23 protein-coding genes are annotated in these 21,168 nt (G+C 61.3%); 4 read left to right on the top strand and 19 right to left on the bottom strand.

Going from position 1 to position 21,168, the window contains the following annotated elements; genetic code table 11:
• Nucleotides 1-57 precede the first annotated feature (57 nt).
• The 6 genes from xseA to sucC form a co-directional block, all read right to left on the bottom strand.
• Nucleotides 58-1,419, bottom strand: a complete 1,362-nt coding sequence (gene xseA, locus VIH17_12510; GenBank protein ID HEY4684051.1) for an exodeoxyribonuclease VII large subunit — start codon at nt 1,417-1,419, stop codon at nt 58-60.
• A complete protein-coding gene (locus VIH17_12515; GenBank protein ID HEY4684052.1) occupies nt 1,416-1,658 on the bottom strand; it encodes a DUF2905 domain-containing protein in 243 nt (80 codons plus the stop codon). The genes xseA and VIH17_12515 overlap by 4 nt, the downstream gene beginning before the upstream one ends.
• Before the next feature lie 150 nt (nt 1,659-1,808).
• Nucleotides 1,809-2,228, bottom strand: a complete 420-nt coding sequence (gene ndk / locus VIH17_12520; GenBank protein ID HEY4684053.1) for a nucleoside-diphosphate kinase — start codon at nt 2,226-2,228, stop codon at nt 1,809-1,811.
• Between the two features lie 73 nt (nt 2,229-2,301).
• The gene (locus VIH17_12525) at nt 2,302-2,673 is read right to left on the bottom strand and encodes a four helix bundle protein (protein HEY4684054.1); all 372 of its coding nucleotides are present in this window, start codon (nt 2,671-2,673) and stop codon (nt 2,302-2,304) included.
• Between the two features lie 16 nt (nt 2,674-2,689).
• Nucleotides 2,690-3,583 carry a succinate--CoA ligase subunit alpha gene (gene sucD, locus VIH17_12530; protein ID HEY4684055.1) on the bottom strand — a complete coding sequence of 298 codons (894 nt, stop codon included), beginning with the start codon at nt 3,581-3,583 and terminating at the stop codon, nt 2,690-2,692.
• 8 nt (nt 3,584-3,591) lie between these two features.
• Nucleotides 3,592-4,758, bottom strand: a complete 1,167-nt coding sequence (gene sucC, locus VIH17_12535; GenBank protein ID HEY4684056.1) for an ADP-forming succinate--CoA ligase subunit beta — start codon at nt 4,756-4,758, stop codon at nt 3,592-3,594.
• A gap of 244 nt (nt 4,759-5,002) precedes the next feature.
• Between sucC and trpD the strand changes: the two genes are divergently transcribed.
• Complete coding sequence (gene trpD, locus VIH17_12540) at nt 5,003-6,049, top strand: anthranilate phosphoribosyltransferase (protein HEY4684057.1); 1,047 nt, start codon at nt 5,003-5,005, stop codon at nt 6,047-6,049.
• Between the two features lie 199 nt (nt 6,050-6,248).
• Here the strand turns inward: trpD and VIH17_12545 are convergent, their stop codons facing one another.
• The 3 genes from VIH17_12545 to VIH17_12555 are packed head-to-tail and all read right to left on the bottom strand — an operon-like array spanning nt 6,249 to nt 9,883.
• Nucleotides 6,249-6,827 (bottom strand): aminodeoxychorismate/anthranilate synthase component II, encoded by a 579-nt coding sequence (locus tag VIH17_12545; protein ID HEY4684058.1) that lies wholly within the window; start codon nt 6,825-6,827, stop codon nt 6,249-6,251.
• A gap of 12 nt (nt 6,828-6,839) precedes the next feature.
• Nucleotides 6,840-8,336 carry an anthranilate synthase component I gene (trpE, locus tag VIH17_12550; GenBank protein HEY4684059.1) on the bottom strand — a complete coding sequence of 499 codons (1,497 nt, stop codon included), beginning with the start codon at nt 8,334-8,336 and terminating at the stop codon, nt 6,840-6,842.
• Complete coding sequence (locus VIH17_12555; protein ID HEY4684060.1) at nt 8,333-9,883, bottom strand: shikimate dehydrogenase; 1,551 nt, start codon at nt 9,881-9,883, stop codon at nt 8,333-8,335. Before VIH17_12555 ends, trpE begins: the two co-directional genes overlap by 4 nt.
• A gap of 201 nt (nt 9,884-10,084) precedes the next feature.
• Between VIH17_12555 and VIH17_12560 the strand changes: the two genes are divergently transcribed.
• Together VIH17_12560 and VIH17_12565 are read left to right on the top strand one after the other, a co-directional pair.
• Nucleotides 10,085-10,960 carry a hypothetical protein gene (locus VIH17_12560; GenBank protein HEY4684061.1) on the top strand — a complete coding sequence of 292 codons (876 nt, stop codon included), beginning with the start codon at nt 10,085-10,087 and terminating at the stop codon, nt 10,958-10,960.
• Between the two features lie 120 nt (nt 10,961-11,080).
• Nucleotides 11,081-11,539, top strand: coding sequence for a hypothetical protein (locus VIH17_12565; protein ID HEY4684062.1), 459 nt, complete (start codon nt 11,081-11,083; stop codon nt 11,537-11,539).
• 50 nt (nt 11,540-11,589) lie between these two features.
• On the opposite strand, the gene amrA is transcribed toward VIH17_12565, so the two are convergent.
• The 10 genes from amrA to fabZ form a co-directional block, all read right to left on the bottom strand.
• Entirely contained in the window at nt 11,590-12,174 is a 585-nt protein-coding gene (gene amrA / locus VIH17_12570; GenBank protein ID HEY4684063.1) for an AmmeMemoRadiSam system protein A, read from the bottom strand.
• 78 nt (nt 12,175-12,252) lie between these two features.
• Nucleotides 12,253-12,855, bottom strand: a complete 603-nt coding sequence (pgsA, locus tag VIH17_12575) for a CDP-diacylglycerol--glycerol-3-phosphate 3-phosphatidyltransferase (protein ID HEY4684064.1) — start codon at nt 12,853-12,855, stop codon at nt 12,253-12,255.
• Nucleotides 12,856-13,333: 478 nt separating this feature from the next.
• A complete protein-coding gene (gene hflX, locus VIH17_12580) occupies nt 13,334-14,617 on the bottom strand; it encodes a GTPase HflX (protein HEY4684065.1) in 1,284 nt (427 codons plus the stop codon).
• Nucleotides 14,614-14,916: an RNA chaperone Hfq gene (gene hfq / locus VIH17_12585; GenBank protein ID HEY4684066.1), complete on the bottom strand. Its 303-nt coding sequence runs from the start codon at nt 14,914-14,916 to the stop codon at nt 14,614-14,616. Before hfq ends, hflX begins: the two co-directional genes overlap by 4 nt.
• 18 nt (nt 14,917-14,934) lie before the next feature.
• Nucleotides 14,935-15,894: a tRNA (adenosine(37)-N6)-dimethylallyltransferase MiaA gene (gene miaA, locus VIH17_12590; GenBank protein HEY4684067.1), complete on the bottom strand. Its 960-nt coding sequence runs from the start codon at nt 15,892-15,894 to the stop codon at nt 14,935-14,937.
• A 109-nt stretch (nt 15,895-16,003) separates the two neighbouring features.
• Nucleotides 16,004-16,975 (bottom strand): TonB family protein, encoded by a 972-nt coding sequence (locus VIH17_12595; GenBank protein HEY4684068.1) that lies wholly within the window; start codon nt 16,973-16,975, stop codon nt 16,004-16,006.
• Between the two features lie 5 nt (nt 16,976-16,980).
• A complete protein-coding gene (locus tag VIH17_12600) occupies nt 16,981-17,964 on the bottom strand; it encodes a Gfo/Idh/MocA family oxidoreductase (GenBank protein ID HEY4684069.1) in 984 nt (327 codons plus the stop codon).
• Nucleotides 17,965-18,014: 50 nt separating this feature from the next.
• Complete coding sequence (gene lpxI / locus VIH17_12605) at nt 18,015-18,866, bottom strand: UDP-2,3-diacylglucosamine diphosphatase LpxI (GenBank protein ID HEY4684070.1); 852 nt, start codon at nt 18,864-18,866, stop codon at nt 18,015-18,017.
• Between the two features lie 9 nt (nt 18,867-18,875).
• The gene (gene lpxA / locus VIH17_12610; protein HEY4684071.1) at nt 18,876-19,655 is read right to left on the bottom strand and encodes an acyl-ACP--UDP-N-acetylglucosamine O-acyltransferase; all 780 of its coding nucleotides are present in this window, start codon (nt 19,653-19,655) and stop codon (nt 18,876-18,878) included.
• Complete coding sequence (fabZ, locus tag VIH17_12615; protein HEY4684072.1) at nt 19,652-20,092, bottom strand: 3-hydroxyacyl-ACP dehydratase FabZ; 441 nt, start codon at nt 20,090-20,092, stop codon at nt 19,652-19,654. The genes lpxA and fabZ overlap by 4 nt, the downstream gene beginning before the upstream one ends.
• Nucleotides 20,093-20,497: 405 nt before the next feature.
• Between fabZ and VIH17_12620 the strand changes: the two genes are divergently transcribed.
• Entirely contained in the window at nt 20,498-20,893 is a 396-nt protein-coding gene (locus VIH17_12620; GenBank protein HEY4684073.1) for a hypothetical protein, read from the top strand.
• The last annotated feature ends 275 nt before the right edge of the window (nt 20,894-21,168 follow it).

Genomic DNA, 21,168 nt, shown 5'->3' on the forward strand with positions numbered 1-21,168 from the left:
CCATGTTGTCCTCCCGCGCGAGCCCCGATTGGTCAGGGCGGGGATGGTGGCTACCGGTTATTCTTTGCGTTCGACACGGGCGCCTAATTTACCCCGAGCGAGCCGAACGGAAATTTCCGATCCCAGCGTCACGTCGGCCGACGCGCGCACGACGTTGCCGGTAGCATCGTAGCAGACAGCATAGCCGCGTTCGAGGATGCGCAGCGGGTTCCGCTCGTCAAGAGCCATTTGCGCCGTTTCCAGCTCCCGCCGCACGCGCAACAGTCGGACCTCTGTGAAGCGAATGACATCGTTGCGCCGCCGCTCCAGCCGCAGGTGAAGCCGTTCCAGCCAGCCGCGCCAGTCAAAGGCGGCGAGCCGCGCCCCGGCTACCTCCAGGCGCTGTCGTTCATCGCGCACGCGTTCCACCAGGGAAGCGCTGAGCCGCGCCAACAGATCATCGAACCGCTGGCTTGAATCGCGGACGAAGGTTTCGAGCAGGCGAAATCCCCGGTGGGTGGCCAGGGCCTGGACTTGCTGGCGCCACTCGAGCAAGCGATGGCGCGTCGCCGCCAGCAGGCTTTTCTCAAGGCCGGCGATTTCCGCCCGAAGTTGTTCCTTGCTTTCCACCACCAGCTCAGCGGCCGCCGACGGCGTCGGTGCGCGCACGTCGGCGACAAAGTCGGCAATCGTAAAGTCGGTCTCGTGGCCAACCGCCGCAATGACCGGAATCTTTGAGGCGTAGATGGCCCGGGCAACTTTCTCCTCGTTGAACGACCAGAGGTCTTCGATCGAGCCGCCGCCGCGGGCGAGGATGATGACGTCCACCTCGCGGCTGCGGTTGAAATACCCGAGCGCTCCCGCGATCTCGCCGGCTGACCCCTCGCCTTGCACGCTCACCGGGTAGAGCAGCAGCGGCATGTTCGAAAAACGTCGCTCCAGGATTTGAATCATGTCCTGAATAACCGCGCCGCGCGGCGAAGTGATCAGGCCGATTCTCCGCGGCAGCCTGGGCAGCGGCTTCTTGCGCGCCGGGTCAAACAGCCCTTCTTCGGCAAGCTGTGCCTTGAGCTGTTCAAAAGCCAACTGCAGCGCGCCATAACCGACGGGCTCGAGATATTCGACGTAGAGCTGATACTCGCCGCGCGCCTCGTAGATGCTCACCTGCCCGCGGGCGGTGACTTGCAAGCCGTCTTCGGGCCGAAAACGCAGATAGCGGACATTGTTTTTGAAGCAGACGCACTTGATTTGCGCGCGCTCGTCTTTCAGGCTGAAGTAATAGTGACCCGACGGCGCCGCCCGAAAATTGGAAATCTCGCCTTCGACCCAGATGTCCTGGAACTCCGATTCGAGGAGATCTCGAATGCGAGCATTCAGCTCGCTCACGGAATAGATTTTCCGCGAGGGTGCCAGGTTGAGGTTGAGCGAATACTGGCTCATTTCTTGCCGCTAAACAGGGACAAGACCCAAAACAAAAGTGTCAGGGCAACGCTCAGGAGGAGCGAGGTTGCCAGGGGAAGATAGACGGTGAAATTCTTCCGCTGGACAACGATGTCGCCGGGCAAGCGGCCCAGCCGGCCAAGCGGCAGCTTGGGTGCCGCCATCAGCAATACGCCAATGGCAACAAACAACAGCCCGAACCAGAAAACCGTTTTGCCGAGGGCACGCAAGAGTTCCATGGGGCATCATTCTACCTGACATGGAGGCAGCAAGCGGCTCGAAGCAATGCAACCGCATCCTGCTGTCTTCCGGCGGAACTCTCATGCTGAGCTCCGACAAAGTCGGGTCTCAGAACGACATCAACGCCGGCATAGGCGCCCGGCTAAGAATTAGAGCAGTTGCTGGCCGGAGAAGAAATATCCGATTTCAAACGCGGCGGTTTCCGGCCCGTCGGAGCCGTGAATGATATTTTCACCGATGGAGTCGGCGAATTTCTTGCGAATGGTGCCTGGGGCAGCTTGGGCGGGATCGGTCGCGCCCATCAAGTCGCGCAGTTTGTTGATGGCGTTTTCCGCTTCGAGGATCATCGGCACGCACTCGCCCGAGCTCATGAATTCCGTCAGGCTCGGAAAGAATCCTTTGCCGCGGTGGACAGCGTAGAAACCTTCGGCTTCCGCCTTGGTGAGATGAACCATCTTCATGGCAACAATGGTGAAGCCGGCTCGTTCCAGCCGGCTGATGATCTCACCGACGAGCTTCTTGCGGACCGCATCCGGCTTTACAATCGCCAACGTCCGCTCAACCAGCATTCAGGTCTCACCCCTTTTACGTCATCGAAGTAGGAAGTCGGAAGTAGGAAGTGACGAAATCGGAAAAATCTTCCTACCGGGGATAGCTCGTCCATTGTTTCCAGAGACGAGCTAGCCTCGCTCCAATACGCTCATACAGCAGGTTTAGTTCCGCGTAGTCTTTCTCGCAAAGATAGCCTTCGTCCTTACTCATCTCCAACCACATGCGCGTTTCAGCGCACGAGCCAATGGCCACCTGCAAATACCGCTTGAATTCGGAAGCGGATGCCCGCTTGGCCCATCCTTCGACAATGTTAGCGGGAACAGACCGCACTGCTTTGCGTAACTGCCTGCCGATTTCCAACTGCTCAAACTGCGGAAAGCTCTTCGTCAATCGAGAAACTTTCAGGGCCGCCGAGTACGCTTCCTGGAAAACTTCGAGGTCGCGATACGTTCGAATAGGCAACGTATGCCCCAAGTTCCTATTTCTGACCTCTGACTTCCGACTTCCCTACTTCCTTTTTCAACATTTCAGCCACCGTTGCCCCGACCTCAGCCGGGCTGGCCACAACGCAAATGCCCGCCGCCTTGAGCGCAGCCATTTTCTCGGCCGCAGTTCCGCGGCCGCCCGAGATGATAGCCCCGGCATGTCCCATGCGGCGTCCGGGCGGAGCGGTCTGGCCCGCCACAAATGCGATCACGGACTTTTTCACGCTCGCCCGGATGAATTCCGCCGCCTGCTCTTCGGCGTTCCCGCCGATTTCGCCGATCAGCACGATGGCGCTGGTTTCGGGGTCTTCGTGGAACAGCCGCACGGCATCCACAAAGGTGGTTCCGACGATCGGGTCGCCGCCAATGCCGATGCAGGTGGACTGCCCGATGCCGAGCGCCGTCAACTGCGCCACCGCCTCATAGGTCAGCGTCCCCGAGCGGCTCACCACGCCGACGTTTCCTGGCCGGTGAATGAACCCGGGCATGATCCCCATCTTGCACTTGCCGGGCGAGATGATCCCAGGGCAGTTCGGCCCGATAAGCCGCGTCTTGCGGCCTTCGAGCACGCGCCAGACGCGAATCATATCCAGGGTCGGTATGCCTTCCGTCACGCAAACGACCACATCGAGCCCAGCATCAGCCGCTTCGAGCACCGCATCAGCCGCATAAGCCGGCGGAACAAAGATCACCGAAGCATTCGCGCCGGTCTCGCGCGCTGCCTTGGCGACTGTGTCAAAAACAGGGACATCCAGGTGCTTGGTCCCGCCCTTGCCCGGCGTAACTCCGGCGACAACCTTCGTTCCATAGGCAATCATTTGCTCGGCATGGAACGATCCTTCGCGGCCGGTCAGACCTTGAATAATCACGCGTGTTGTTTCATCCACGAGAACGCTCACCGGGCACCCCCGGCCAGGCGCACAACTTTTTCCGCTCCGTCTTTCATTCCCGTGGCAACGGTGAAATTTAGACCCGAAGTTCGCAGGATTTCCTGACCCTTTTCGACGTTGGTTCCCTCCATCCGAACCACGATGGGAACTTTTACCTGAAGCTCTCGCGCTGCCTCGACCACGCCGGTGGCCAGAACATCGCAACGCAGGATTCCGCCAAAGATGTTGATAAAGACACCGCGGACATTAGGATCAGCCATCAGAATCTGGAAGGCGTGCTTCACCTGTTCGGCGGAAGCCCCGCCGCCCACGTCGAGGAAATTCGCCGGCGCTCCCCCCGCCAGCTTGATGATGTCCATCGTGGCCATGGCCAGCCCGGCGCCGTTCACCATGCAGCCGACGTTGCCGTCGAGCTTGATGTAATTAAGCCCGTATTTGCTCGCTTCGGTCTCGAGCGCATCTTCTTCGTCCAGGTCGCGCAGCTCGCGGATGTCCTTGTGGCGGTAGAGCGCGTTATCGTCGAAGTTCATTTTGGCGTCGAGCGCCAGGATTTTGCCCTCCTCCGTCACGACGCACGGGTTGATCTCCACGAGCGAGGCATCCGTCGCTTCAAACGTGCGAGCGATTGCCTGGATGAACGGCACCGCTTGCCTCGCGAGTTCGGGCGCGAGGCCGAGGCCAAAGGCGATCTTGCGCGCCTGATAGCTTTGCAGGCCCAACGCTGGATCGATCGCTTCCTTGAGGATGGCTTCCGGTTGGGTTCGGGCCACTTCCTCGATTTCCACGCCGCCGGCAGCGCTCGCCATGAAGACCGACCGGGCGATGGCGCGGTCAATCACGACGCCCAGGTAAAGCTCTTGCTTGATGTTCAATCCCTGCTCGACGAGCACCCGGCGAACCTGGCGGCCTTCCGGGCCGGTCTGAGCGGTGACCAGCTTCATCCCAAGCATGCGGCCGGCAATGTCGCGCGCCTCTTCCGGCGTTCGGGCCAGTTTCACTCCGCCGGCCTTGCCCCGGCCACCGGCATGGATTTGCGCCTTGACGACCACCGTGCCGCCCAGTCGCCTGGCAACGGCTTCCGCTTCCTCCTTGGTATAGATCATCTCGCCCTGCGGAATCGGCACGCCATAGCGAGACAATATCTCCTTGGCCTGGTATTCGTGGATTTTCATAGCAAACGTTTTGCGGGGCGCCCGGAGTCCCGAATCCCGAGGCGTCGGGATCGAGACGGTGAGTGTGCTAAAATGGCCCGTTCAGCCCGTCGAGTATAGCAAAGGAAGAAAGAAAAGCAAGAATTTACCCTGCGGGACTCATTCTGAGAAAGAAAAGAGAAAACAGAAAAGAGGTCGCGCCCTATTTTCTAATTTCTATTTTCTGATTTCTCTGCTCGCAGACTTTCCTCTTTGATGAGCTAGCGTGATTGTGCAGGCGATCGAGCGGCTGGTGGAGCGACATTCGCTCGGCGAAGAAGAATCCCGCCGGGTGATGGAAGAAATCTTTTCCGGCTCGGCGAGCGACGCGCAAATTGGAGCCTTCCTGACGGCGCTGCGCATGAAGGGCGAGACGGTGGATGAGCTGGTCGGCATGGCGAGGGCGATGCGGGCGCACGCCAAACCTATCTCCCTTCCCGGCGCGAGCCCGGGGGAAGAAGCCCTGGTGGACACCTGCGGAACGGGGGGTGACGGTGCCGGGACGTTCAACGTCTCGACCGCCGCCGCCCTGGTGGTGAGCGGCGCGGGCGTGCGCGTAGCCAAGCACGGCAACCGTTCCATTTCCTCGCGGTGCGGTTCGGCTGACGTGCTGGAGGCGCTGGGGGTGCGCCTCGACCTCGCTGCCGAACGAGCGGCGGAATCCATCGAGCAAGTCGGTTTCGGTTTTCTCTTTGCCCCCGCCATCCATACGGCGATGCACCACGCGCAACGCGCTCGTCGCGATCTTCGCCTGCGCACTGTTTTCAATCTGCTCGGGCCGCTCACCAACCCGGCGAACGCCTCAGCGCAATTGATTGGTGTTTCGCAAGCCCCCTGGACGGAGCTAGTGGCCGCTGCCCTCAATCGCCTGGGCATCCGCCGCGCCTTTGTCGTCCATGGCGCCGACGGGTTGGACGAATTGACGATCACCGCCGAAACCCAGGTGAGCGAGGTTTCGAACAGCACGATCCGGAGTTTTCGAACCCAGCCGGAAGATTTCGGGCTGCGGCGCGCCCCCGGGGAAGCACTGCGGGGCGGAGACACCGCCGAAAATGCGCGCATTATTCGCGCCATCCTGAGCGGGGAGAAAGGACCGCGCCGCGACCTTGTCCTGATGAATGCCAGCGCGGCCCTGGTAGCCGCCGGCCGGGCGGGAGATTTCCTCGAGGGCGTGGCAGTGGCGCGCGCCTCGATCGACTCCGGCGCTGCCCGGGCGAAGCTCGACCAGCTCATCGCCTTCACCAACGAAGGGAAAACAGAAAACAGAAAATAGAAATCGGGAACTGCAGGCTCTTGCAAGGCCCTGTCATCTGCTTTCTGATCTCTTTTTTCTAATTTCTGATCCCGGCTGGCGCTATTCTTGCTGCTTGCGGCAGAGCACCGCGCAGGAGGCCAAAGGGAACAGGGCGACCGCCGCGGATTCACGCAAATCCCGAAAGTTCAGGGCACACGATGCGGGCTGCCTCCCGCCTTCATGCATGCCGCCCGCGAAGCTTAAGAAAATTCCGAAGAATCTTCTTGCCGGCGTCAGTGAGGACCGATTCGGGATGGAACTGGACTCCTTCGAGGGCATAGTGCCGGTGGCGGAGGGCCATGATGGTGCCGTCGAGCGTCTCCGCGGAAATCTCAAGCTCCTTGGGCAAGCTCTTGCGCTCGACAATCAAGGAATGATACCGGGTGGCCACGAATTTCTGGGGCAGGCCGCGAAAGATGGTTCGGCCGTCATGAAAAATCTCGCTCGTTTTGCCGTGCATGATGACCGGCGCTCGCACGACGCGGCCGCCGAAGGCGTAGCCGATCGCCTGATGGCCCAGGCAAACACCCAGGAGGGGCACGCACCCGGCAAAGCGCCGAATCAACTCGACGCTGATCCCCGCTTCCCGCGGCGTGCATGGCCCGGGGGAGACGACGATGCGCTCGGGCTTGAGCTGCTCGACCTCTTCGATTGTCGTCTGATCGTTCCGGCGGACAACTACCTCCTGGCCCAACTCGCCCAGGTATTGCGCGAGGTTGTAAGTAAAGCTGTCGTAGTTGTCCAGTAGCAGAAGCATCGTGAAGGACCGCTAAAGTTTCCCTGCCAATTCGATTGCCGAAAACAAGGCCTTGGCCTTATTCACGCTCTCCTGGTATTCGCGCTCGGGTTTGGAATCATGCACCACGCCGCCGCCGGCCTGGATGTAGCCAACGCCGTTTTTCACAACCATCGTACGAATCGCAATACACGAATCCAGGTTCCCGGAGAAATCGAGGTAGAGGACCGCTCCGGCATAGACGCCGCGGCGGGTAGGCTCCAGCTCGTCGATGATTTCCATGGCTCGGACTTTGGGCGCGCCGCTGACGGTTCCCGCCGGAAAACAGGCCATGAGCGCGTCAAAACAATCCACGTCCGAGCGCAGGCGGCCGCGGAGGCTCGAAACCAGGTGCATCACGTGCGAGTAGCGCTCCACCACCATCAGGTCTTCCACCCGGATCGAGCCGTACTGGCAAACCCGGCCAAGATCGTTCCGGCCAAGGTCCACCAGCATGATATGCTCGGCGCGCTCTTTTGCGTCGGCCAGCATCTCCCATTCAAGCCGCCGGTCTTCTTCCTCCGTTTTGCCCCGCGGCCGGGTTCCGGCAATCGGCCGGTAGCAGACCTCGCCGTTTTGCACCTTCACCAGCATCTCGGGCGATGAGCCCAGCACGTGAACGTCTCCCAGCCGGAGAAAATACATGTAGGGGGAGGGATTGACGACACGCAGCCCGCGATAGACAGAAAAGGGAGAGACCTTGAGCGCTGTGGCAAAGCGTTGGGCCAGCACCACCTGAAAAATATCGCCCGCGCGGATGTATCGTTTCGACCGGCGGACCGCTTCCAGATAAGCGGCCTTTTCAAAATTGGACCTCACCCGAGGCCGAGTCGGTTGTCTGGCTCCTCGCCCGGAAGCACCCGGCTGAATCCCGGCAAGCCGGGACTGGAGGTTCCGTTCCACGCGGTCTATCTCCTGAACGGCCGCGTCGTATTTCTCTCGCAGGTTGCCGGGACCGCCCGTCGGGACGTTCTGGATAATAAAGATCCGGTGCTGGACGTGGTCGAATGCCAGCAGGCGCAGAAAAAACATGAGTACGGCGTCGTCCATCCCGAGGTCGTCGCGGCCCTTTTCCGGGATGCGCTCAACGAGCCGGACCATGTCGTAAGCAAGATAGCCGACGGCCCCGGCGGAAAACGGCGGCAAGCCGGGCACGCGCACCGGCTTGTACTCCTGCGCCATCCGGCGTAATTCCGCCAGGAAGTCGCTCGAAGTCCGGCCGCGCTGGCGGCCTTCCTCGACCGAGGTGAGACCGCTGCGGTAGCGGACAATGCGAAAGGGGTGGGCGCCCATAAAGGAGAAGCGCCCCACTGTTTCGCCGCCCTCCACGCTCTCCAGCAGAAAGGAATAGCTGCTGTCGGCCGCCATCCGCAGGTAAGCCGAAACCGGCGTCAGGAGGTCGGCGGTGACGACGCGATAAACGGGAACGATCCCGCTCTGCGGGACCTGGCGGGCGAGCCGGCGGAAAGTCGGAAAATCCGGCTGGGTCATCGGCGTGTCTCTTCCCGGCGCAGCGCTTCGAGAACTGCGTTGCGCATCACCTTCACCGGAGCGCGCGTGCCGGTCCAGATCTCAAATTGAGCGGCGCCTTGTTCGACGAGCATCTCCCAGCCGGGGACGATTTTCTTCCCTTCCCGGCGCGCCATCCGCAGAAGGGCTGTTTCCCTGGGCTGATAGACCAGATCGAAGACGACGTGGCAATTCAACTCTTGCCGCGCGAGCGGGCAGGCGCGCTCATCGGGATGCATCCCCACCGGCGTGGCGTTCACAATCGCGTCAAAAAAGAGGTGTCGCAGGGCCGAGCGCGGAATGGCGGCAGCGCCGGCGGCGCGCGCCAGCTTCTTTGCCTTTTCGGCTCGGCGCGACACAATGGCCACGTCCACTCCGGCCGATTTCAGCGCCCAGACCACCGCCCGAGCCGCTCCGCCGGCCCCCAGCACGCAAACGCGACTCTTCTTGAGCGTGATCAAGCGCTCGAGCGGCCGCAGCACGCCGACATAGTCCGTGTTGTATCCATAGAGCTGTCCGCCGCCGCGCACCACCACCGTATTGACCGCGCCGATGCGCGCCGCCACCAGGTCGCAATCGTCCAGGTAGCGCACCAACGTCTCTTTGTGAGGAATGGTGACACTGAACCCGGCCAACCCCAATCGGGGAATCGCTTCGATGAACCGAGCGAGATCGTCAACCGCAAAAGGCAAATAGGCGGCGTTCATCCGCCGCGCCTGGAAGGCGGCGTTCTGCATGACGGGCGAGAGGGAATGGCCCGCCGCGCCGGGCGAGCCAATCACGCCGTAAAGGCGAGTCCGCCGGTCGAGCCGGTGGGCGCGATAGACGCGGCTCATTTCCCTGTAGGAGAGTTGCCCCGGGGCCATGGGTTGCTCGCCCCGATGCAATCGAGGCTCGTCCCAGCTCGCATAGGCCAGCGGAGAGCCCGCGCGCAACGCCAGCACCCTGCCCGGAAGCCCGGGTTCGCCCATCGGAACCGTGATGATTCTCTTTCGCGCCAGATCGAGCAAGCGCATCCAGTCGGTGAAGGAGTTTGCCCGGGCGGCCACTTTCACAACGTCGCGGCCGGGAAAGTGGACCAGTTCGGAAGCGATCATCTCGACGTTGTTGGGAACCTCTTTGAAATTGTGGTAGGAGAGGATCCAATGGGCGCGGCCCACGACACCCTGGAGGACGGGCGGCGGGATGCGGATGGCGCTCTCGATCTCCAAGTCCACCCAATCACAACCCGATTCAGCGGCGAGTTGCAGAGTCGCCAGTTGCGCCTGAATGGATCCGCCAAAGCGCCCGCCGGCGCGCCGGCTTCGACAGGTGGCAATGAGTCTGGCCCGGCGCCTTTTGCCCCGCAGGCTGTCGAGGAAACGGAGGGTTTCCTCCGAGTTGGCCAGGTAGTCCAGCCGAAGCTCGAGAATCTTCGCTTGCTTCCCGGCTCGCTTGAGCAGGCGAGAAAACGCCGCCGCGGTCTCTGCCCCCAGCACCACGCATATAGGTTCCGGGCCAAAGCGGGAACGGATGGAACGGACTCGCATCGAACCTCAAGAATGAAAAGCACTTAGTATCACACCCGCGGGACGCGAGTCAAAAGCGCCCAGGCGCGTTACCTGGCAAGCAACCGCGGGCCGCATCAGCTTGACTTTCCCTGTGGTCTTTGCTAGTTTGCTTGAAGCCCTGCCCCGAACCATACGGTTCGGGGCCTGCCTGAGACGCCTTCCTCCAGCGAGGAGAACCCCATGCGACGCATTGGATTGGGCTTGACGTGTCTTGTCGCCGCGATTGCTATCGTGGCGATTCCTCACTTGGCGCAGGAGGTTCCGGCCGGCCCTGCCCTGAACCGTACGGTTCAGGGCCCTGCCACCGCGCCAACCTATTCGGACGTTTACTGTGCCGGCTTTGTCACCGCCCGCCAGGTGCCGAACGACACCTATCTCATCACCGGCGAGGAATCGGCGAACAAAATCGTCTTTGCTGACCGCGACTTTGTGTATCTTAACAAGGGCTCGGCAGAGGGCGTGGGCATCGGGCAGGAGTTCTCCATCGTCCGTGCTGTGCGTGACGCCACCAAACTTCCTTGGTTCAAGTACCAGCGCGGGCTATCCGCCGCCATGGGGACCGTGTATGCCGACTTGGGGCGGGTGAAGGTGGTCATCGTCCACGAGCGCACCTCGACCGCCGAAGTGGTTTTTAGCTGTACGCCGATGAATCGCGGCGATCTGGCGCTGCCCTTCGAGCCACGTCCCATTCCGCCGTTCAAGAGCCCAGCGGCGTTTGATCGCTTTGCTCCCAAGAGCGGGAAGTACGACGCCATGATTGTTCTCGCCCGCGATTTTCAGCAAGGGGTTGGCACCGGAAGCGTGGTCTATGTCAATGCCGGCTCCAACCAGGGCGTCAAGGTTGGCGAATATTTCCGGTTCTTCCGCTATGCCACCAAGGACACGTACAAGTCCGAGGGCTTCGGGGCGGCTCCGAAAGCGTATTCCTGGAAGGATGTGCCGCGAGAAGTCCTGGGCGAAGGGATCGTCCTCCACACGGAAGAGAATTCCTCAAGCGTGCTGATCACCACCAGCCTGCGCGAACTTTTTCTCGGCGAATACGCCGAACTGGAATAAACAGGCCGGACAGCGTGCTTAGTTTGTCGAACCCAGTTGTGGTGAGCCTGCCGAACCACCGAACGATCCCCGTGTGCCCCTATCTCCAGCTAAATACAACTGAGCAAAGGAGACTCAAGAATGGGAGCGAGACTATCTAAATTACATGCAATTTTTGGCCTTCTCTTAATCATCGCCGGATTTATTTTCGATTTTGCTTTCGTTACAACAACAGAAAATTTTCGCGAATCTTTGAGAGATCAGACCGCTTCTTACTCGTGGATGAAATATGCTTATGAACTGACAAAGTTTTACCTGTTCGTATTGGGTTTCTTGAATATTGCATTTGCCCTGCTGATTGCTTCATCGGCTGTTCAGAAGAGTATGGGGTGGATGATCTTTGGCCTGCTGGCAGGTGGCTCAATCCTTTTCTTGGGTGGAGGGCTCTGGGAGGCGCGCATCGGACCTGTCTATAAATGGGAGCCTCCATGCTATGTTTTGGGGGCAGGATTATTTGCGATCTTGCTGAGCCTTGTGTTCGAAACATACGTACTCATGAGGGCGGAGAGCGGTCATTCGGAGATCCTCGGGAAGGAATAGAGCCGGGTCTTCGGTTGCGGCGTGTTGCTCGTCAGGCCCGTCGCGGCGCGTTACTTGGCGGGGGGAACGCTTTCGGCCAGGTGAGATTCGGAGAACACTAAGGCGGTAAAGGCCTCGATGCGGGTGGCGGAATCTTTCCAGGCGTCGGGGCGCAATCCGGCCTTCAGGCAGGTTTCCTCCAAAAATTGCTGCACATTCCAGCGGTACTGCGTCGCCACCTGGGGCAGCAGCAACCCACGAAAAGCGCCCTGGGTGACCAGCAGGCCGTGAGTGCCCACCCGAATCTCCTCCGGGCGAATCGCCTCAAATCCGGACAGGACGGAGATTTCGATTCCCAGCTCCCGCAACTCCTCGGCCTGCACGACGTCAAAGCGAGGGTCCTCAAAGGCGGCGGCAAGCGCACAGTCGCGAACCGTCTGCCACAGGGCTTTGCCGGGAAGGATGTAGCCGATGCAGCCGCGCAGCTGGCCGCGCTTGTGGAGAGATACAAACGCGCCCGAGGGCCGCTTCAGAACGTCGGAGGATGGCTCTTCTTCGGGAAGTTCTTGGCCTTGCGTTGCAGCCAGGATTGCCCGGCGGGCCAGGTCGAGCAAATACCGCTGCTCGTGGCGTTCCAACTTAACAAGGCTAAGCATTGTAAGGCTCATCCCGTTTCAATTGCTGCAACGTGACCTACGGCAGATGGCTCGAAATAGTTGGAACGGCACTCGTCCTTACAGAGTAGCCACATCTTGCTTCTTGCTGCGCCGGCGGAGAATCAGCAGGCCGGCGCGGCGCTGCTTTACCTGCACGTCCACCTTGCGCCAAAACTTTCTAAAATACAGCACCGCAGAAATGAGCGCGATCACCACCACCAGCCAGAGGGCAACCTTGCCCACCGGCTGCAGGCCAGGATGCCTCGAGCCGAAGATAATCAGACTGATCGCCACCACCTGCAAGACCATCTTTGTTTTCCCCAGCTCCGAGGCCTCAATCGTAAAGCCTTCCGCGGAAGCAATGTTCCGCAAACCGAGCACGGCGAATTCCCGGCCAACGATGATCACCACCATCCAGGCCGGCACCAGCCGCATCTCCACCAGCGAAATGAAGGCGGCTGAGATCAAGAGCTTGTCCGCCAGCGGGTCGAGCAACATGCCCAGGGTCGTGATCTGTTCGCGCTTCCGCGCCAAGTAGCCGTCGAGCCAATCGGTAAATGCAGCCACCAGAATGATGATCACTCCCCAGATCTCGAAGTTGCTCACCCTGGTCAGCAACACGACCACCAGCAGTGGAACAAAGAAGATGCGGGAGATGGTCAGAATGTTCGGCAGGTTCATGGAGCTGGTTGTCCTCGACGGAACCACCGCGATGGGAAAAATCCGCCTGGGGCGGACTCAGGGGCACCCGGTGAAGGACTATAACGAACCGCGCGCGGCCCCGTCAAACAGAATTGCCCTCTCGCGAAGCTTCGGGACGGGGCTCCGGCGCCATCGCTTGTCCGGCTGCGGAGGCTCGCTTCTTACTGCGCTTTCTACAACTTGGCCGCAAGAGGGAAGCGAGCGACCTGTGCAAAAGCCACGGTTCATTCACGAGGTCGAAAGAAGCGTCACCGCCCGCTGTTTTACCCCCTAGCCCCCCGGTGCAAGGAACTAACCTCCTTCTTTTGAATGTCTTGCCTATGGCGCTTGGGTTGTGCGGAAAGCGTTAACCCCTCCCTCTTCGCAACGCGAGAGGCGATGGCAGACTCCTTTTCCACAATGATTTCCACTCCCGAAGCTTCGGGATCGGAAAGGGATCCGGGCAGCCTTCCGACGGCTACTTGAGGGAATAAACGCGCAGATTCTCGGCCAGCCTGGGGGACACCTCCGCTTCCACCACCACCCCGCTCGAGTGATATTCTTTCCGCACCACTCGACCGTACCGGTGAAGGAGCGCGAGCGTCCGGCCATCACTGGCCGGAAGCCGTAGCGTGATTCGCACCGGGCTTTCCTCAACCAGCGCCTCATCCAGGCACTGGAGCAACCGCTCAAGGCCGATCTCTTTTAACGCCGAGACGTAAACCTTGCCGTTTCCCGTCTCGTAATCTCCCCGCTCTTCCGGGCCCAGCAGGTCAATCTTGTTGTAAACCGAAAGGCAAGGCTTGCCGGCAAGTCCCAGCTCACCGAGCACCTTTTGCACTTCCGCTTCGTGCTCGGGATGATGAGGATCGGCCAGATCGCTGACGTGAACCAGCAGGGCCGCTTCCTGAAGCTCTTCGAGCGTCGCCCGGAAGGCCGCGACCAGCCCAGGCGGGAGATCGCGAATAAATCCCACGGTATCGGAAAGCAAGAAGCGGCGCCGCGAAGGCAGCTCAAGCAGCCGCAGCGTCGGGTCCAGAGTGGCAAACATCTGGTCGGAAATATACACTTCCGCGCGGGTCAGCTTGTTAAAGAGCGTAGATTTTCCGGCGTTGGTATAGCCCACCAGAGCGACCGTCCCGAGGGGCACCGCCTGGCGGGCGGCCCGGCGAGTGGCCCTTTGCCGGCGAACCGCTTCGATCTCAGCTTTGATTCGGCGAATGCGCTCGCGGATGCGCCGCCGGTCCTTTTCCAGCTTTTGTTCGCCCGGGCCTCGCGTGCCGATCCCGGCGCCCAGGCGCGAGAGTTCCACGCCGCGGCCGGTCAGGCGGGGAAGCAGATAGTTGAGCTGGGCCAACTCGATCTGGAGCTGGCCTTCGCGGCTGCGGGCGTGGCGGGCGAAAATGTCCAGGATCAACTGCGTGCGATCAATGACCCGGCAAGCCACTTCCTTTTCCAAATTGCGCTGCTGGGTGGGGGAAAGGTTCTGGCCAAAGATAATCAGATCGGCCTCGAGAGCGCCCGCCTCGGCGCGGATTTCCTGGAGCTTGCCGCGACCAATCAAATAGGCGGGATCGAACGCTTCCTTGGACTGGATGCTTTTGCCGACCACCACCCCGCCGGCGCTGCGAGTGAGTTCCGCCAGTTCATCCATCCACTCCGAATGGTTCCGGCTGTATCCGGGGACGCGCGCCGGACGCTTGAGCGCTACGGCAACCAGGTAAGCTCGTTCGACCGATTGAACCTGCTGAGGCTTCCTCATCCCTGTTCCGGCGCGGCTTCCGCCTGGGCCCGGGCAACGCTGACCGTGGCAATGGCGTGCTTGAAGACAAGCTGTTCCTCGGCGTCGGTGGCGAGGATCAGCGAGTATTTGTCAAAACTCTTGATCCGGCCGGAAAGCTTTTCGCCGTTGTTCATGGCCAGTGTGACAGTGAGCCGTTCCTTGCGCACCGCGTTCAAGAAGGTGTCCTGAATATTGGTCTGGGTTTTTTCCGCTGCCGGCGTGCTGGCCGGTGGGGGTGCCGCCGGCCGACGGGCTATTCCAGGTCTGAAGTCAGGCATCGCATTCTCCTTGGCGAATTATATGCTTTCCGACGGCGCTCGGCGAGACGCCTCGCCTCTCAAGGCCGCCAGCCACCGTTGGACATGCGCGAGAGCCTGCCGCTCGGTCTCGGCGTTGCCCCCGAAATCGCGCATCCAGTGTACTCCAGGTTCCTTGCGAAACCAGGTGATTTGTCGCTTGGCATAATGGCGGCTTTTGCGCTTGATCAAGCGAATGGCTTCCTTGGGCGTCCGCCTGCCTTGAAGCGCATCGGCCAGCTCGCGGTAGCCGATGAATTGAAACGGCTTCAGGTCGGTCGAGTAGCCGCGCTCGAGCAGCCCTTGCACTTCCGCCCACCAGCCAGCGGCCAGCATTTCCTCGACTCGCTGCTCGATCTTCTCATAGAGAGCCTGGCGCTCTGGCAGAAGGCCAAGCTTCAGCCACGCGAAGCCTTCGAGCCGTGCGCGACCCTTGCGGAACAATTCGGAAATCGGCTTCCCGGCGAGAAAACGAACTTCCAATGCCCGGATGATCTTCGGTGCGTCTCGCGGACCAATCCGGCCGGCAGAATCCGGATCAACGCGCTTAAGGATACGATGGAGATAAGATGATCCGAAGCGCGAAGAGCGTTCGCGCAAGCGTGCCCGCAACTCTTCCGAGCGCTGCGGTCCTTCAAAAAGGCCTTCCAGGAGCGCCCTCAGATAGAGCCCTGTTCCGGCCGTCAGAATCGCCAATTTGCCGCGCCGGCGCAGCTCTTCGAGCACCAAAATCGCCCGGCGACGGTATTCGCCCGCAGTAAACAGCTCCTCCGGCTCCGCTAAATCGAGCAGGTGGTGCGGAACGGCGCTTCGCTCCGGTGGCGTGACTTTTCCCGTGCCGATGTCAAAGCGGCGATAGACTTGAGTGGAGTCGCAAGCGAGCACTTCCCCATCAAGGCGCCGGGCAAGAGAAATGGCAAGCGCCGATTTTCCGCTGGCCGTTGGTCCGACGATGGCCACCAAAGGATGGTTGGAAGGCATCAGAAGGCGTAGCGATACCGCACCAGCGTCAGCAGAAACAAAAGACCCAGAAAGATGAGCAGACCGAGAACCTGTTTGCGTTCCCATTTCATTGGGCGTAATCCAACGGCAAATTATATAGAAACGTGAACTGGAGCAGGACGTACGGCCCCGAGAAAGCCTCGGGCAGCGGCGGAAAGGGGGTCGAAGCATGAATGGCCGAGAGCGCTGCCCGGTCGAGCGGATCGGCACCGGACGTGGAGAACAGAAGGGGCTCCGGCGGTGGCACGCTGCCATCACGCAGAATATGGAAGCGAATCACCACCCTGCCTTTTTGACCGAGCCGGGCAGCTTCCGGAATAACGGCATACCAATTCCGCCGCACGGTGAAAAGAATGCGGTTCAGATACGGCCCAAAGTCCACGCCCCGGGTATCACTGAGGATAGCGGGCCCCGGAGCGTTGAAGTTCGCGATGGTATTGTCGTCGGAGTAGGGCGAGGCATTGCCTGCGGAAAGGCCGCTGCCACGGCCGGCCGCCGAGCCTCGCACCGATTCCTCAATGATCTTGCCCGGCGAACTCAAAGGAAGCGGCAATTTCCCCGAGCCGGGCGGCGCTTGCGGTCCCGGAATATCTTCCAACCGGGCGGACAGGTGGGGTCGCTGGCGTTGTGGTTCTGGAGAAGCGGGCAGATTCTCTGCCGAGGGTGCGGGCGTGCCTGGCGGCGCATGGACCTCGGGAATCTTGCTGTTTCCCTGAGTCTCAGGAATGCGCAGCGCTCGTGGGTCAACCTGCAGGGCCGGGCCGCGGGCAATACGGTTCTTGTCCGACAGAATCGGCGTTTTGGGCGGCGCGTCAATCCTCTCCAAGTCCGGCGGCAAATAGAGGAACACCATGCGCCGTTGGGTCAGGTCCGCCTGGCGGGCCGGCGCGGTCATGGCCCGGAACCACTTCGGCTGCCACACGATCAACAGGATGACGCACAGGTGGACGATCAACGAGGCCATGGCCGCCTCGCGTCGCCGCAGACGGGCCCGCTCGTCAGCAGGTTCCAGGAGAAGCTTTGGGAGTTCCTCGGCCACGACTCCTACTCCCGGGCGGCGGTGTGCCCTGCGCCGAGCTGGACACGCTCGGCATGTTGCCGGATGCTGGACATCACCTCATGGGCCAGCGCCAACGCCTGGCGGCCCTCGACCCCGTCCACTTCCGGCCGCGTCCGGGTGCGCACCGAGTTCACAAAGGCCTCGAGCTCCGCCTTCAGCGGCTCTTCCGGCTGCGTGGGCAATTTGCGGAAGTGGAGTTTGGGAAAGCCTGCGCCCGCGTGCTCCACGCTGATGACCAGGACGTCGTGCCGGGTGTAGTCGAGGGAAACGTACTCGTGCGGTTGGAAAAAGCGCAGCTTGCGCACTTTCTCGGTGCTGACGCGACTGGCTGTCAAGTTCGCCACACAGCCGTTTTCGAATTCCACGCGAACGTTGGCAATGTCCACCTTGTCCGTGATCACGGGAATGCCGACCGCATCAACCGATCGGACGGGGGATTTGACGAACGCGCGAACGATATCCAGATCGTGAATCATCACGTCAAAGACCACGTCCACGTCCAGGCTGCGCTCGGTGAATACACCCAACCGGTGAACTTCAAAAAAGAGCGGCCGGGTGATGAACGGGCGCACCGCCGAGACGGCCGGGTTGAAGCGCTCGAGATGGCCGACCTGAAGGATACGGTTGCGCTTGCTGGCCGCAGCGATGAGTTGATCGGCCTCGGCCAGCGTTGTCGCGATCGGCTTTTCGACCAGCAGATCGAGCCCGCGCTCGAGGAGTTCGGTTCCGACCCGGGCATGGTCGGCGGTCGGGATGGCGACGCTGGCGGCCTCGACGCTCTCCGCCAACTCGTCCAGGTTATGAAAGGCGCGGACGCGGAACTCGCCGGCGACCGACTCGGCCCGGTCGGGACGAATGTCGAGCACGCCGATCAACTCGACGCCCGGCAATTGCCGATACACCCGCGCATGGTTCCGGCCATAAGAACCAACGCCCACTACGCCCACGCGAACCGACTTGTCCACCATCCGATTTCCATCCATCCGAGAGGTCGGGGCCGCCGAAGCATCACCCGAGTCTAATCCCGCTGGGGGAACGCCTGAATTGCAATGCCCGCCTGATTGGCCGCGGCGATCATTTCCGCGCGGTCCACCAACAGGGTTCGATGCGCGTCAATGGCGAGGGCGGTAGCGCGGGCGCGCTGCATCACCTCAATGGTCGGCTTGCCCACCACCGGCACATCAAAGCGCATATCCTGTCCGGGCTTGCTGACCTTGACCACGACCAGTCCCCCTTTGTCCGGCCCGAGCCGCCCGAGTTGCGCCAGGCGCCCGGCGCGCTCGATCGTCTCGTCGGTGCCCTCCATCGCCTCAACGGCCACACAAGCGCGGTCGCAAACGACCACCGTTTGGCCAAGGTCGAGGCCGGCGATTTGCCAGGCAATCTCTTGGCCGTACTCGATGTCGGCCATCTCACGGGCATCCGGCGCGCGCGCGGTCAGCACCCCGGCCTCCGGGAGAAGCGGCTTCAAAAACAGTGTCGAGTCCACAACCTCGATCCCCGCTTGATGGAGTATCCGCGCGACGGCGCCGATCAGCATGTCCGTGCTCTTGGCCGGAAGGCTTCCGAGGAGTCGGGAAAGGAGGTTATCCGCGGGAATAGCACTGAAGATTTGCTTGTGTTTCACCTGGCCCGCCATCACCACTTTGTTGATGCCTTCCTGGCGGAGGAAATCGAGGGCGCGTGACAATTCGCCCAGACTGACCCAGTGCAGCCGCGTCGCCTGCTGCTCCATCTCGGGAAATGTCTCTTCGCGGAGACCGATGACGGTCATCTCGATGCCCTGGCTGCGGGCGGCTTCCAAAACGAGAAACGGAAACCGGCCGTTTCCGGCGATCAATCCCCAGCGATCCTGGTCCGCCTGAGGCAACTCCATCTCCTATCGAATAAACCCGCGCTCGGAGCTTTCAATGAAGCGCAAGAGAACCTCGACATCCTCGCTGTGGTTCAGTGTTTCGCGGATTTTGGCCACTGCCTGCGAGGTATTCAACTTGGACCGACAAAGCAGGCGAAAAGCCGCCTGGATTGCCCGGATGCGTTCGGGCGAAAAGCCGCGCCGCTCGAGACCAGGCGTGTTGGGGCCGAAGACGCGGGAATCGCGCGGCGCCACCGTCTTCGAAAAAGGCAGGACGTCCTGGGTGATGATCGTCCCGCCCCCAAGAAAGCCGTGTGTTCCAACGCGGCAGAATTGATGGATGGCGCAGAACGCCCCGACATTGGCGTAGTCTTCGACGATGACGTGTCCGGCGAGCGTGGCGGCGTTGCCGAAAATGGTATGGTCCCCGACCACGCAATCGTGGGCGATGTGAACGTAGGCCATCAGGAAATTGTGGCTGCCAATGCGGGTAACTCCCTGGCCCCCGACCGTGCCCCGGTTGACGGTGACGTATTCGCGGAAGACGTTGTGGTCGCCGATGACGACGGTGCTCGGCTCGCCGCGATACTTCAAATCCTGAGCCGGCCCGGCAATCGAGCAAAAGGGATAAAACACATTCTCCCGGCCGATGGTGGCGGGTCCGAGAAGGCAGGCGTGGGCCATCACCTCCGAGCCCTCGCCGAGCGTCACGCCGTCGCCCACAACGGCATAGGGGCCCACCTTGGAGCAATTTCCCATTCTAGCCTTGGGTGAGACGACCGCCGTGGGATGAATCTCGCTCATGATTCCCGGTCCACCATCTTGCACAGCAGCGTCGCTTCCGCTGCCACTTCCTCTCCTACAAAAGCTTGCCCCTTCATTTTGCAAACGGTATTGCGCCAGGCAATCACCTCCACTTCCAGGCGGAGCTGGTCGCCGGGCCGCACCGGCCGGCGGAACCGGGCATGTTCGATCCCGGCGAAGTAGAGCAGCTTCTTTTCGCGTTCGGGCACCTCGCGCAAGAGCAGATAGCCGCCTGTCTGCGCCAGCGCCTCCAGGATCATGACGCCCGGCATCACCGGCGCGCCGGGAAAGTGGCCGACAAAGAACGGCTCGTTGATAGAAACATTCTTGAGGCCCACGATGCGCTTGCGTGGTTCGAGCTCCAGGATCGCATCCACCATCAGGATGGGGTAGCGATGCGGCAGCACCTTTTGGATCTGGTTGGAATCAAGAATCATCTGGCCTCCTCGCCCGTCCCGATGCTGCGGGAGGGGCGTGGACAGGGCGCGATCGGATAGCAATGTCAGCCGCGAGGGCGAAGCCCACCGATTATAAGGCAAAATTCCAGGGCATGCGAATGGCGCCGACGAAGCCGTCCTGTCAGGAGTGGCGGACTTTAGTCCGTCATGCATGTCGGGTTCAGACCCAACAGTCCTGTGCACCCCGAGCGAGGGTTGATCCCCGGGAGCAGCCCGGGCGTCGTCCCGCCATGCGGGATCAGGAGCGTTGCCAACCGGCGGTAATGAGGCGTAGCATAGCCCCGGTTTCGATCCGGCCGTGAGTCACTTCGCGGTCCTTCCAACCTGTTCCTCAATGCACTGCGCCCGAGCCCGTCCCGCTCTGCGGGAGGCGAGGAGGTCAAGATGTTTCAACGCTTCGCTGCCGGCAGCGCCATCGCTTCCATGGCGATCGCCTTGGCGGCTCTAGTCGTGCTGTTGATACCCATTCTGAGCTTCCAGAGCATCTATCCGCTGCCCGTCATTTGGTGCATGGTGCCACTGGTGTGGGGTCTTTGGGCGATGATTGCCCCGAAAGCCTGGGTGCCGCAGCGCCTGCCGTTGTGGGGCGCGATTCTGGGATTGATAGCAGGCGTGTTCGGCGCGTTCGTCTTGAATCTTCCCTCTCAATTTGCCGGACAAACGGTGTCGGCCCTGCTCCGCGGGCTAGGGGTTCTCATTGCGGTGGTGTTGTACTACCTTCTCTGGATGCTCGTTCGTGCTGCCTATCGGTTGCTCGCCGCCCTGCCGCCGGCCGGGTAACCGCCGTTCTCCTGAGGTTCTCAACTAGAGGACAAGCCTCGATTGAAGCCTGCTCTTCGTGGCCGGGCCGGAATGTGCCTCAACACAACTGCGGCTCTTCCTTGGCTGGAAACTGGCAGTTGGAAGTCAGAATTCTGGGCGATAATGTGGCGCTGGAGGAACGGAGATGGACTATCTCCGCCTGATGCTGAAGAACGCGGCCCGCAACCGTCGGCGCACCCTGCTGACGGTGTTGAGCATGGCGGTGTCGCTCTTTTTGCTGGTCAGCTTGCGGA

The organism is Candidatus Acidiferrales bacterium (assembly GCA_036514995.1).
Lineage (GTDB): Bacteria > Acidobacteriota > Terriglobia > Acidiferrales > DATBWB01 > DATBWB01.